Below are 12031 nucleotides of genomic sequence, written 5' to 3'. Positions count from 1 at the left end.
TTTGGCGATACGCTACCCTGATGCGTAAGTCTCGCATCAGGGTATCGTCATGAAACAAGTCACTTTTGCTCCCCGTCACCATCAGCTTACCAATATCAATACCTGGACCCCGGACAGCCAGTGGCTGGTTTTCGACGTCCGCCCGTCGGGGGCCTCTTTCACCGGCGAGACCATTGAGCGGGTGAATATCCATAGCGGCGCCGTTGAGACGCTCTATCGCGCCGCTGACGGTGCCTGCGTTGGTGTGGTCACCGTACACCCGACGCAAGATAAATACGTTTTTATTCACGGCCCGGAACACCCGGACGCCAACTGGCATTACGATTTTCATCACCGTCGCGGGGTGGTGAACTGGCAGGGTGAAACCCGCAATCTTGATGCGCTGGATATTACCGCGCCTTATACCCCCGGCGCGCTGCGCGGCGGCAGCCACGTTCATGTCTTCAGCCCAGACGGCCAGTTCGTTAGCTTCACGTATAACGACCACGTACTTCACGAATACGATCCGGCGCTGGATCTGCGCAACGTTGGCGTAGCCGCGCCCTATGGCCCGGTGAGCCCGCAGGGCGCCCATCCCCGCGAATATGCCGGCAGCCACTGGTGCGTGCTGGTGAGCCGTACCACGGCGAACCCATTGCCGGGCAGCGATGAGATCAATCGCGCTTATGAAGAGGGGTGGGTCGGCAATCATGCACTAGCCTTTATCGGCGATACGCTGGCGGAAAACGGCGACAAAGTGCCTGAACTGTTTATTGTGACGCTGCCGCGGGATGAGGCAGGGTGGAAGCGGCAGGGCGATGCGCCGCTGGCCGGAAGTGCAACGACGATGCCCGCGCCGCCGGCAGGTGTCAGCCAGCGTCGTTTGACCTATACCCACCAGCGCCGCTATCCGGGGCTGGTGAATGTACCGCGTCATTGGGTACGAGCCAATCCGCAGGCCACCGAGATCGCCTTTCTGATGCGTGATGACGCAGGCGTTGTACAGCTGTGGCTTATCGCGCCTGCGGGCGGCGAGCCGCGTCAGTTAACGCATACTGCAAAGGGGATTCAGTCGGCGTTTAACTGGCATCCATCGGGCGAGTGGCTGGGATGCGTGGTGGAAAACAAAATCGCGCTCTGCGATGCCCGCAGCGGCGCGGTAAGTTATTTGACGACCGATCGCGAAAATCCGCCGTCCGCGGATGCCGTTGTATTTTCACCGGATGGAAAATACCTGGCGTGGATGGAAGACGTCGACGGTTATCGCCAGTTGTGGATAACCGAAACGCAGCGCTAGCTTAGCGCGAAGGCATTGGCGCTGGCGGGATGACGGAGTTAGTCGCCAGCGTCTCCTGTTCGCTTTTCTCGACGCGCGATTTTACCGAGCTGTCGGTGCGGAACATATCCCACGGCAGAAGTAGCGTGTCCATAACCGCGGTGAACGGCATATCGAGGGCCACCAGCGATTTCACGCCCCAGTTGGTGTCGTCGTCGCCCAGCGTATGGGCGCTGGAGCGCGTGCCTGGGTAGGTTCCTTCCTTGCCGCCGGTATGCGACATCACGCTGGAGCAACCGCCCATACTAATCATCCCGCTGAACAGGACCAGCTTTAACAATCCGCTTTTCATCACTCTTCCGTCATTTTATCGGGGTTACTTCGGTTATAACGAGCCGTCCCGTGAATGCCTAGCGTTATTGCACTGCACTGTGGCGAGTATCGCACTTTGCCTTTTGTGCTTTGCAACCAGTCTAAGCATTCGCCAGCAAACTGCAAAAAAATTTGGCTGAAAAGGGCTTGAAAAGCGTCGGGGCACACCCATTTTAGTAGTGTCACCCAATGAGGATACGCCTGAGGGGTATTCCGGGTCATAACGGCTTGTCCATGATGGAAAGCCATTGAATTCTCGCTGATTTCAGGAGCTATTTACTATGCGTAATTTCGATCTCTCCCCGCTTTATCGTTCTGCTATTGGTTTCGACCGCCTGTTCAACCTGTTAGAAAATAATCAAAGCCAGGGCAACGGCGGCTACCCTCCGTATAACGTTGAATTAGTGGATGAAAACAATTACCGCATCGCGATTGCCGTCGCCGGTTTTGCGGAAAGCGAATTAGAGATAACCGCGCAAGACAATCTTCTGGTGGTGAAAGGCTCCCATGCCGCCGAGCAGAAAGAGCGCACCTACCTGTACCAGGGGATCGCGGAACGCAACTTCGAGCGTAAATTCCAGCTCGCCGATAACATTCATATTCGCGGCGCGAACCTGGTCAACGGCCTGCTGTATATCGATCTGGAACGCGTGATTCCGGAAGCGAACAAACCGCGCCGTATCGAAATTAACTAATTTTCCGCTTCAGGCCGCGCGGCGGCCTGAATAAACAACTTGCTTGCCGTCAGGGAGCAAATGCGAATTCGCTGAATTCGCAGGTACTTACTCGCTTCTCAGAAGGAGAAAACACTATGCGTAACTACGATTTATCCCCACTGCTGCGTCAATGGATCGGTTTTGACAAACTGGCTAATGCCCTGCAAACCGCCGGTGAAAGCCAAACCTTCCCGCCCTATAACATCGAAAAAAGCGACGATAACCATTACCGCATTACCCTCGCGGTAGCCGGGTTCCGTCAGGAAGATTTGGATATTCAGCTGGAAGGTACGCGTCTGACCGTTAAAGGCACGCCGCAGGCCGCTGAAAAAGAGACTAAATGGCTGCACCAGGGGCTGGTGAATCAGGCCTTCAGCTTGAGTTTCACCCTCGCGGATAATATGGAAGTCTCCGGTGCCACCTTTACCAATGGCTTATTGCATATCGACTTAACCCGCCACGAGCCGGAAGTCGCCGCCCCGCAGCGTATCGCTATTAGCGAGCGCCCGGCGCTGAATAGTTAATTCAGCCACATCGCTTTCAAGCCCCGATAACTCGGGGCTTTTTTGTGCGCGGGACTACATACAGTATTCCCGCCTTCAGTCATAATCCCTGTTAATAATAATGTTATTCACAGGGAAAATAGTATGAGTGATATAGCATTGACCGTCAGCGTGTTGGCGCTGGTTGCGGTGGTGGGATTGTGGATCGGCAATGTCAAAATCCGCGGCGTTGGCTTTGGTATCGGCGGCGTGCTGTTTGGCGGCATTATCGTGGGCCACTTCGTGGATCAGGCAGGGATTACGCTGAGCAGCCCGATGCTGCATTTCATCCAGGAATTTGGCCTTATTCTCTTCGTTTATACCATCGGTATTCAGGTCGGTCCGGGCTTTTTTGCCTCGTTACGCGTCTCCGGGCTTAAGCTCAATCTGTTCGCGATCCTTATCGTCGTACTTGGCGGACTGGTGACGGCGATCCTGCATAAGCTGTTCAATATTCCGCTTCCGGTCGTTCTCGGCATCTTCTCTGGGGCGGTCACTAATACGCCCGCGCTTGGCGCCGGGCAGCAAATCCTGCGCGATCTTGGCCTGCCGTTTGATGTCGTCGATCAGATGGGGATGAGTTACGCGATGGCCTACCCGTTTGGTATCTGCGGCATTTTGCTGACCATGTGGCTGGTGCGGCTGTTCTTTCGCATTAATGTGGAAAAAGAGGCGCAGCAGTTTGATGAGAGCAGCGGTAACGGGCACGCTCATCTGCATACCATTAACGTGCGGGTGGAAAACCCGAATCTAAATAATATGGCGATTCAGGATGTGCCAATGCTCAACAGCGACAAAATTATCTGCTCGCGGTTGAAGCGCGATGAGCTATTGATGGTGCCGGCGCCGGGTACGCTTATCCAGCATGGCGATCTGCTGCACCTGGTCGGGCGGCCGGAAGATTTACACAACGCTCAGTTGGTGATTGGTAAAGAAGTGGCGACTTCGCTCTCAACGCGCGGTACCGATCTCAAAGTGGAACGCGTGGTGGTCACTAACGAGAAGGTATTAGGGAAGAAAATCCGCGATCTGCACTTTAAACAACGCTATGACGTAGTGATTTCGCGGCTTAATCGCGCCGGGGTGGAGCTGGTGGCCAGCAGCCATGCCAGCCTGCAGTTTGGCGACATTCTTAACCTGGTTGGACGTCCACAGGCCATTGACGCGGTGGCCAATGAACTCGGCAACGCGCAGCAAAAGCTGCAGCAGGTTCAAATGCTACCGGTGTTTATCGGCATTGGTCTCGGGGTCCTGCTGGGGTCTATTCCGTTGTTTATTCCCGGTTTCCCGGCGGCGTTGAAACTGGGGCTAGCCGGCGGGCCGCTGATTATGGCGCTGATCCTCGGGCGTATCGGCAGCATCGGCAAGCTGTACTGGTTTATGCCGCCGAGCGCCAACCTGGCGCTGCGCGAACTCGGTATCGTGCTGTTTCTGGCGGTGGTGGGGCTGAAATCCGGCGGCGATTTTGTCGACACCCTGCTCCACGGCGAGGGGCTTAGCTGGATAGCCTACGGTATTTTCATCACCGCTATCCCGCTGCTGACGGTGGGTATACTGGCGCGGATACTGGCGAAGATGAACTATCTGACCCTCTGCGGCATGCTGGCCGGCTCAATGACCGACCCGCCGGCGCTGGCCTTCGCCAACAATCTTCACGCCACCAGCGGCGCGGCGGCGCTCTCCTACGCCACGGTTTATCCGCTGGTGATGTTCCTGCGGATAATCACTCCTCAGCTACTGGCCGTGCTGTTCTGGGGGCTGAGTTAGCGAATTCCGAATACCGGCATCCATCGGGTGCCGGTTCTTCTCTCCCGTTCGTGATTTAGGCTATGCTGTGGCCTGTTTGCGTGACGAACAAGGACTGCTGATGAAAATTTCCCGCATTGGCGAAGCGCCGGATTACCGCTTTTCGCTGGCCAATGAACGCACCTTTCTGGCGTGGATCCGTACGGCGCTCGGTTTTCTCGCCGCGGGCGTCGGGCTCGATCAGCTGGCGCCGGATTTTGCCACTCCGCTTATTCGCGAAGTGCTTGCGTTGCTACTATGCCTGTTTGCCGGTGGGCTGGCAGTGTACGGCTATCTGCGCTGGCTGAGCAACGAAAAGGCGATGCGCCTGAAGCAGGATCTCCCCTATACCCGTACGCTACTGGTGATTAGCGTCCTGCTGCTGGCGGTCGTGGCGGCGGTGATGCTGCTGGTGCTGTATGGCGGATAAACGCCGGGCGCGGCGGGAGAGCGATCCCGGTCTGCAGCCGGAGCGCACCTCGCTGGCGTGGTTTCGTACTCTGCTGGGCTACGGGGCGCTGATGGCGCTGGCGATTAAACATAACTGGCATAGCGCCGGGCTGGCGTTCTGGATATCGATTGGCGTACTGGCAGTGGTGGCGATCATTCTCTGGCGCTACACCCGTAGCCGCCATTTAATGGATGTCGGCGAGAGCGATTTTTTGCAGCCGGGAGCAGTTCGTGACAAATTTTTGATCTCCCTCGCAGTGCTTTCGCTGTCATTATTGTTTGCTGTAACGCATCTACGGCAGATCATTTTATTTCTTAAGGATGTGACATGACAGGATGTCGGACAGAATGCCACTCCCTCGCTCACAACGAACCGGCAGTGCAGGAGGTGAAAGTTTATCGCCACCACTGCCAGCAACCGCAGCAGCTATATCGGGAGCTACGCGCACAGGGCGTGCGCGCCGTTCGTTTTATTCCGCAGCTCAGAGCGGAAGATGCCAATGCGTGGGGAAACTTCCTTTGCGCCATTTTCCATATCTGGGCGCGGGAAGATATTGGCCGCATAACGATTACGTTGTTTGAGGAAACTCTGCGTATCTGGTGCGGCGAACCGCTGCGCGAACAACGGCAGGTGGCCGCCAATAGCGCCTGTTTTGTCTGTGCGTGGCGGCGATTATGCGCAGGCGACGACGATCCGCTCTGTGAAGGCTACCGCCAGTTCTATGTCGCCAGCGCTCCCTGTATGCGGGTTATGCGCGATCTGCGTAAACAGCAGCGGTCACCGGGCGAACTGATGCCGCTGCTGCGGGCGATTTAACGCCCCTTCGCCAGATACTGCGCCATCTCTTCTTCCGGCACCATACCGCCGCCGGTCGCCCATACCAGGTGGGTGGCCTGACGTAGCTGTTCGTCGCTCAGTCCTTGTAGCTGATGGTACGCTTTACTGGCGCAGACGCGCTGCGGCCCGGCCATACCGGCCAGCGCGGACGGTTCAAGGCGAATGTTTTCCGCCGTTGCCAGCCAGCCCAGCATGTCGTACATCGTTTGATCGTCGAGGGTATACAGGCCGTCGAGCAGGCGTTCCATCGCCCGGCCAACGAAGCCGGAAGCGCGGCCGACCGCCAGACCATCGGCGGCGGTCAGGTTATCAATCCCTAAATCCTGCACCGCAATCTGGTCATGGAGCCCGGTGTAAATGCCGAGCAGCATGCATGGGGAATGGGTCGGTTCGGCGAACAGACAGTGAACGTGGTCGCCAAACGCCAGTTTCAGGCCGAATGCGACGCCGCCGGGGCCGCCGCCAACGCCGCATGGCAGATAGACAAACAGCGGGTGATCGGCATCGACCACGCGTCCTGACCGGGCAAACTGCGCTTTCAGGCGTTCGCCGGCCACGGCATAGCCGAGGAACAGCGTGCGCGAGTTTTCATCGTCGATGAAAAAGCATTTCGGGTCGGATTCCGCCGCCTTGCGCCCCTGTTCGACCGCCACGCCGTAATCTTCTTCATACTCAACGACCGTTACGCCGTGGCTGCGCAGTTTGGCTTTTTTCCATGCGCGGGCATCGGCAGACATATGTACCGTGACCTTAAAACCAATGCGCGCGCTCATGATGCCGATCGACATACCGAGGTTGCCGGTAGAACCAACGGCGATGCTGTACTGGCTGAAGAACTGCTTGAATTCTGGTGTCAGCAATTTGCGATAATCATCTGAGGTGGTGAGCAGCCCGGCTTCCAGCGCCAGCTTTTCCGCATGGGTCAGCACTTCATAAATGCCGCCGCGCGCCTTAATGGAGCCCGAAATCGGCAGGTGGCTATCTTTTTTCAGTAACAGTTCGCCGTGAATCGGCTGATTGAATTGTTGCTCGAGGAGGCGTTTCATTGCCGGAATGGCAACCACTTCTGATTCGATAATCCCGCCGGTGGCGGCCGTTTCCGGGAAGGCTTCCGCCAGATACGGCGCGAAGCGCTGAAGGCGTTCGTGAGCGTCTTTTACATCTTCGGCGGTCAAGCCGACATAGGGCAACCCTTGCGCCAGCGTCGTGGTCGCCGGGTTAAACCAGGTGGTTTCTTTCAGCGCGATCAGCTCCTGCACAAGCGGGAAAGTCGCGGTTAATTGGGTCAGTTCAGCGTTTTTCATATTACGTCTCGTTCGCTTAGATGATGAAAGAAAGCAGGAAGGTGGCGGCGAGTGCAAGTAAAGAAGCGATAAATGTCGCCGTCGTATAATACTTGAACGTTTCGCTGAGGCTTGCGCCACAGTATTGTTTCACCAGCCAGAACAGGGAATCCGTCACGATCGTGCAGCCAATCGCGCCGGAACCGATGGCAATAGCGATGATCTCCGGACTTACACCGGGATATAGCGGCAGCATCGGCGCGACGATAGCGGTGGCGCCCATCATGGCCACGGTAGCGGAGCCGACGGCGGCGTGAAGGATCAGGGCCACCAGCCAGGCCAGCAGAATCGGATGCATATGCAGATTCGAGAGGATCACCGCCAGGCTATCGGCCAGGCCGCTGGATTTCAAAATCGCGTTGAACGCGCCGCCCGCGCCAATAATCAGCAGAATATTAGCAATCGATCCGAAACCATTTTCAGTATGGGTCAGCAGGACGCCCATCCCCATCTGCCGACGAATACCAAGAATGTAATAAGCGACAAAGACGGCAATAAACATCGCGGTGATGGGGTTGCCGATAAACTCCAGCAGCATATACAGCGTGCCGCCTTTAGCCATATTCAATTCAGCGACGGTTTTCACCAGCATCAGCCCAATCGGCAGCAGCACGGTAAATAGCGTAGCGCCAAGCGAGGGCAGCGTCGATTCTTCGCGTACTTCAAGGTTAGAAAACTCGGTCGGCACCGGTTTAAACGGCAGGCGGTTGCCGAGCAGCTTGAGGAACAATGGGCCGCCTACCAGCGAGGCAATCAGGCCAACCAGCAGGCCGTAGACGATGACCGTGCCGATATCCGCGCCGAGTTTATTCGCCACGAACAGCGCGGCCGGATGCGGCGGCACCACGCAATGCACCGCCATCAGCGCGGTACACAGGGGGATGGCCAGCTTCAGCAGCGAGGTATTGGTTTTTTTGGCAATGGAGAAGGCCAGCGGGATTAGCAGCACCACGCCGACTTCAACAAACAGCGTAATACCGCAGATCAGGCCAACCAGCACCATAATTACGTCCGCCGACAACCAGCGACAGCGCTGTAGCGCCAGGCCGATGCGTTCCGCCGCGCCGGAGACTTCCATCATCTTCCCGAGGATGGTACCGAGACCGATCACCGCCGCCAGGAAGCCAAGCGTACCGCCAATACCGCTCTCAATGGCGTTGACCATATCCAGCGGCCCCATGCCCATCATCGCGCCGACGAAAAAGCTTGCCAGCAGGAGCGCCAGAAACGGATGAAACTTCAGTTTGACGATCGTTAAAACGATTAACACGATACTGATAAATAGCGTGCCTACCACCCAGATTTGAGATTCCATACCCCACCTCGCCGTAAATAACGTGTGGTTATTGAACAGAAAAGCGACATAGGCTGACAAACGATATAAATCGCTTTTCAGATGAGCCAAATTGATGCAAATACGTGATTTGGTTCTTAAATAGCCCGTTAAATGTGTGTTGAGTCACTTTTATTCATCTTTCAGGCGCGCTCCGGCTGCGTTTTTTTTACACTTACCGGCAAAGAAAAGGCGGGGAATCGTGATGGATGTAATGAAAGAGATAGGTAATCGCCTGCTGAACGGCTGGCAGTTGTCAAAGCTGTATACCTTTGAAGTTGCGGCTCGCCATGAGTCGTTTGCACTGGCGGCGGAAGAGCTGTCGCTGACCCCGAGCGCCGTTAGCCATCGCATCAACCAGCTGGAAGAAGAGCTGGGTATTCAGCTATTTATACGTTCGCACCGCAAGGTGGAGTTGACGCGCGAGGGGCGGCGGGTATTCTGGGCGTTGAAATCCTCGCTGGATAGCCTTAATCAGGAGATTCTGGATATTAAAAATCAGGAGCTCTCCGGCACGCTGACGGTGTACTCGCGCCCGTCGATCGCCCAATGCTGGCTGGTGCCGGCGCTGGGCGATTTCACCCGCCGCTACCCATCCATCTCGCTGACTGTGCTCACCGGCAACGATAACGTCAATCTACAGCGTGCGGGTATCGATGTGGCGATCTATTTTGATGATGCGCCGTCATCACAGCTAAGCCATCATTTTCTGATGGATGAAGCGATCGTGCCGGTATGTACGCCGAAATACGCACAGCAGCAGCAGATAATCCGCAATCCAGGCAATCTGCGCTACTGCACGTTACTACATGACCGTCAGGCATGGAGCAATGATTCCGGTACCGATGAGTGGTTCAGTTGGGCGCAGCAATTTGCAATTGAATTGCCGCAATCGTCGGGTATCGGCTTCGATCGTTCTGATTTAGCGGTGATTGCGGCGATGAATCACGTCGGAGTAGCGATGGGGCGTAAACGGCTGGTGCAGAAGCGGTTAGAAAGCGGGGAGCTTATCGCGCCGTTCGGCGAGATGACGCTAAAGTGTCACCAGCACTACTATGTGACGACCCTGCCGGGCCGTCAGTGGCCGAAAATAGACGCTTTTATGGAATGGCTGCACAGCCTGACATAAGGCAAAAGCCGCTATCCGGGGAGCGACAGCGGCGCTTATACCGGCTGCTGGTGGCTGGTAAAGCGCGAGGCCAGAGGCAGCCAGCACAGCAGAATCAACAGCCCCATTAACATCATTAGCAGGCCGAGGCTGCTTTGCCCCGTTTGCGGCATCATCGCCGACAGCCAGGCCAGCACGCCGGAGCCGATATTCTGCAAGCCGCCAACCAGCGCGCCAGCGGTACCGGCGAGGAACGGAAATGGCTCCATCGCGCCGCTGGTAGCCAGCGGGAACAACATACCCGCGCCGAAGAAGAACAGCGCCGCAGGCACCAGCAGTGTCCAGACGGTCATAACGCCGAATAGCCCCGGCAACCACATCATAACTCCCGCCAGCAGGCAGCAGATAACCGACTGCCACATCAGCGTTGAGAAGCGTTTATTCGGACGGCCAGCGAACCACGCGCCGAAGAACGCCGCCGGGATTGGCAGAATAAACAGAATACTGACCGCCATACTGCTCAGGCCGAGGACCGCGCCCATCAGCACGCCGGAACAGGCTTCGAACACCGCAATCCCGGCCAACCCGCCCACCAGCATCAGCAGGTAACAGTTAAAGGCGCCGGTACCGAACAGCGTTTTGTAGCTGGCCAGTAGTTTCGTCCGCGGCGCGCCTTGCGGGCGCGTTTCCGGCATCCATTTCGCCATGCTGAAGGTTACGCCCGCGCACAGCACTAGCAGGAAGGCGTAACAGGCACGCCAGTTCCACAGGGTATCAAGGATACCGCCGAGCAGCGGCGCAATCAGCGGGCTGACCAATATTCCCATATTTAACAAACTGTTGGCGTGACGCAGCTGCGCGCCTTCGTAAAGATCGCGCGGCAGGGTTCGCGCCATCACGCCGCCGACGCCGGTGCCCATCCCCTGCATGGCGCTGGCGGTGATCAATACCGGCAGGCTATGGGTGGTGATGGCAACCAGCGTTGCCAGCATAAAAATAGACATCCCGACAAGGATCACCGGGCGGCGGCCCACGCGGTCGGAGAGCGGGCCGTAGAACAGCTGGGAAATGCCGTACGTCAGGAGATAGGCCGCCATCACGCTTTGTACCGCCCCTTCGCGGACGTTAAGCGATACCGCCATGTCGGCGATAGCCGGAATATAAATGGTCTGCGCCATCTGGCCAACGGCCACCAGCAGTACCAGCATCAACAACAAATTGAAGTTCTTATGCCGTTTCATGTCGATGAATACTTCGTGAGCAATTAGAAATGAAGAATATGTGACTGGCACATCCCTTAAACGATGGAGGAATCTACCACAATAAAATGACAGAACAACTACATAGCACCGATTGTTGGGGAAAATTCAGGCAGGTTTTGTAAACAAGATCGGCAACTAATGTTGCCATTTTAATCTATGAGAGACGCAGCAGGATTGCTCCGGCGGCAATACCGCAGGCCGCAACGATGCGCAGCGCTACCACTTGTTCCTTCAGGACGATAAATGCGATCAGCGCGCCGAACAGAATGGAGGTTTCACGCAGCGCGGCGACCACCGCCAGCGGCGCCTGAGTCATCGCCCATAGCGCCAGGCCGTAGGATCCCATGGTGCCGACGCCGCCGAGGATGCCCTTTTTCCAGTGCTGGCGTAAATAACGGCTGGCTTCGCGCCGCCGTGCCGCCATGGCCCAGCACAGCAGGCAGCAACCGTTCATAAAAAAGGTCCACAGGGTATAGCCGAGCGCCGATCCCGCCAGCCGTACCCCGGTGCCGTCCACCAGCGTATAGCCCGCGATAAAACAGGCGTTGATCAGCGCCAGCATGATGCCTTTACGGGAACTGACGTGGCCGTTAAAGGCCATCGCCAGAATCGCCAGGCAAATGACGCCAATACCCAACCAGGCTAACGGCGATAAGCGATCGCCGAGAAATATCACGCTGATAGCCGCGACCAGCAGCGGTGCGGTGCCGCGCATTAGCGGATAGGTCTGGCTCATATCCGACACCTGATAGGTCTTCGCCACCAGTACCGTATACACCACCTGCAACGCACATGACGCCACCAGATAGGGGGCGCTGGCCAGCGTCGGCTGCGGCGCGAAGGGGAGCATCACCAGGGCAATCAGCGAGGCCGACCCGCTGACGCTTATCGCCGCGTACATTTTATCGCCGCTGGCTTTGACGATAGCGTTCCAGCTGGCGTGCAGCAGTGCAGCGAAAAGCAAAATGCAGAATACGGTGATGGTCATCGCAGGCAGATTCAGCAGTTAAGGTCAGCGGACTGTAAC

The 12031-nt window shown here is 56.9% G+C and carries 13 protein-coding genes and 1 other annotated feature; of the genes, 8 read left to right on the top strand and 5 right to left on the bottom strand.

The window, feature by feature from the left end; all coding sequences use genetic code 11:
- Positions 1–49 precede the first annotated feature (49 nt).
- Positions 50–1276, top strand: a complete 1227-nt coding sequence (locus tag PGR10_RS23790) for a DUF3748 domain-containing protein (RefSeq protein WP_213794857.1) — start codon at positions 50–52, stop codon at positions 1274–1276.
- 1 nt (position 1277) lies between these two features.
- On the opposite strand, the gene PGR10_RS23785 is transcribed toward PGR10_RS23790, so the two are convergent.
- Positions 1278–1607, bottom strand: coding sequence for a YceK/YidQ family lipoprotein (locus PGR10_RS23785; RefSeq protein ID WP_162750188.1), 330 nt, complete (start codon positions 1605–1607; stop codon positions 1278–1280).
- Positions 1608–1840: 233 nt separating this feature from the next.
- Positions 1841–1915, top strand: a sequence feature (ROSE (Repression Of Heat Shock gene Expression) occurs in the 5'-region of heat shock genes and acts as an RNA thermometer to modulate expression.).
- Between PGR10_RS23785 and ibpA the strand changes: the two genes are divergently transcribed.
- The 6 genes from ibpA to PGR10_RS23755 all read left to right on the top strand — a co-directional run bounded on the left by ibpA (position 1909) and on the right by PGR10_RS23755 (position 5937).
- Positions 1909–2322 (top strand): small heat shock chaperone IbpA, encoded by a 414-nt coding sequence (ibpA, locus tag PGR10_RS23780; RefSeq protein ID WP_015703892.1) that lies wholly within the window; start codon positions 1909–1911, stop codon positions 2320–2322. It overlaps the preceding feature by 7 nt.
- Before the next feature lie 116 nt (positions 2323–2438).
- Positions 2439–2867, top strand: a complete 429-nt coding sequence (ibpB, locus tag PGR10_RS23775) for a small heat shock chaperone IbpB (RefSeq protein WP_015369047.1) — start codon at positions 2439–2441, stop codon at positions 2865–2867.
- A 123-nt stretch (positions 2868–2990) separates the two neighbouring features.
- Positions 2991–4652: a putative transporter gene (locus PGR10_RS23770; protein ID WP_045395952.1), complete on the top strand. Its 1662-nt coding sequence runs from the start codon at positions 2991–2993 to the stop codon at positions 4650–4652.
- A gap of 100 nt (positions 4653–4752) precedes the next feature.
- Positions 4753–5100 carry a YidH family protein gene (locus PGR10_RS23765; RefSeq protein ID WP_015369053.1) on the top strand — a complete coding sequence of 116 codons (348 nt, stop codon included), beginning with the start codon at positions 4753–4755 and terminating at the stop codon, positions 5098–5100.
- Positions 5090–5452 carry a DUF202 domain-containing protein gene (locus PGR10_RS23760; RefSeq protein ID WP_015703888.1) on the top strand — a complete coding sequence of 121 codons (363 nt, stop codon included), beginning with the start codon at positions 5090–5092 and terminating at the stop codon, positions 5450–5452. Before PGR10_RS23765 ends, PGR10_RS23760 begins: the two co-directional genes overlap by 11 nt.
- Complete coding sequence (locus PGR10_RS23755) at positions 5449–5937, top strand: hypothetical protein (RefSeq protein WP_047044633.1); 489 nt, start codon at positions 5449–5451, stop codon at positions 5935–5937. Before PGR10_RS23760 ends, PGR10_RS23755 begins: the two co-directional genes overlap by 4 nt.
- Here PGR10_RS23755 and dsdA read toward each other — a convergent pair.
- Positions 5934–7262 (bottom strand): D-serine ammonia-lyase, encoded by a 1329-nt coding sequence (gene dsdA, locus PGR10_RS23750; protein ID WP_271032433.1) that lies wholly within the window; start codon positions 7260–7262, stop codon positions 5934–5936. The two genes, PGR10_RS23755 and dsdA, sit on opposite strands and share 4 nt — an antisense overlap.
- Before the next feature lie 16 nt (positions 7263–7278).
- Positions 7279–8616: a D-serine transporter DsdX gene (gene dsdX / locus PGR10_RS23745; protein WP_045389052.1), complete on the bottom strand. Its 1338-nt coding sequence runs from the start codon at positions 8614–8616 to the stop codon at positions 7279–7281.
- Between the two features lie 223 nt (positions 8617–8839).
- Here dsdX and dsdC point away from each other — a divergent pair, with 223 nt between their 5' ends.
- The gene (dsdC, locus tag PGR10_RS23740; RefSeq protein ID WP_430924239.1) at positions 8840–9763 is read left to right on the top strand and encodes a DNA-binding transcriptional regulator DsdC; all 924 of its coding nucleotides are present in this window, start codon (positions 8840–8842) and stop codon (positions 9761–9763) included.
- A gap of 35 nt (positions 9764–9798) precedes the next feature.
- Here the strand turns inward: dsdC and emrD are convergent, their stop codons facing one another.
- Together emrD and PGR10_RS23730 are read right to left on the bottom strand one after the other, a co-directional pair.
- Positions 9799–10983: a multidrug efflux MFS transporter EmrD gene (emrD, locus tag PGR10_RS23735; RefSeq protein WP_430924221.1), complete on the bottom strand. Its 1185-nt coding sequence runs from the start codon at positions 10981–10983 to the stop codon at positions 9799–9801.
- Positions 10984–11158: 175 nt separating this feature from the next.
- Positions 11159–11992, bottom strand: a complete 834-nt coding sequence (locus PGR10_RS23730) for an EamA family transporter (protein ID WP_430924219.1) — start codon at positions 11990–11992, stop codon at positions 11159–11161.
- Between the last annotated feature and the right edge of the window lie 39 nt (positions 11993–12031).

Source organism: Klebsiella sp. 141198 (genome assembly GCF_050600785.1).
In the GTDB taxonomy this organism is placed as follows: domain Bacteria; phylum Pseudomonadota; class Gammaproteobacteria; order Enterobacterales; family Enterobacteriaceae; genus Klebsiella; species Klebsiella aerogenes.
Note: the sequence above shows the minus strand (reverse complement) of the source record. Positions and strands in the feature narration are given on the sequence as shown.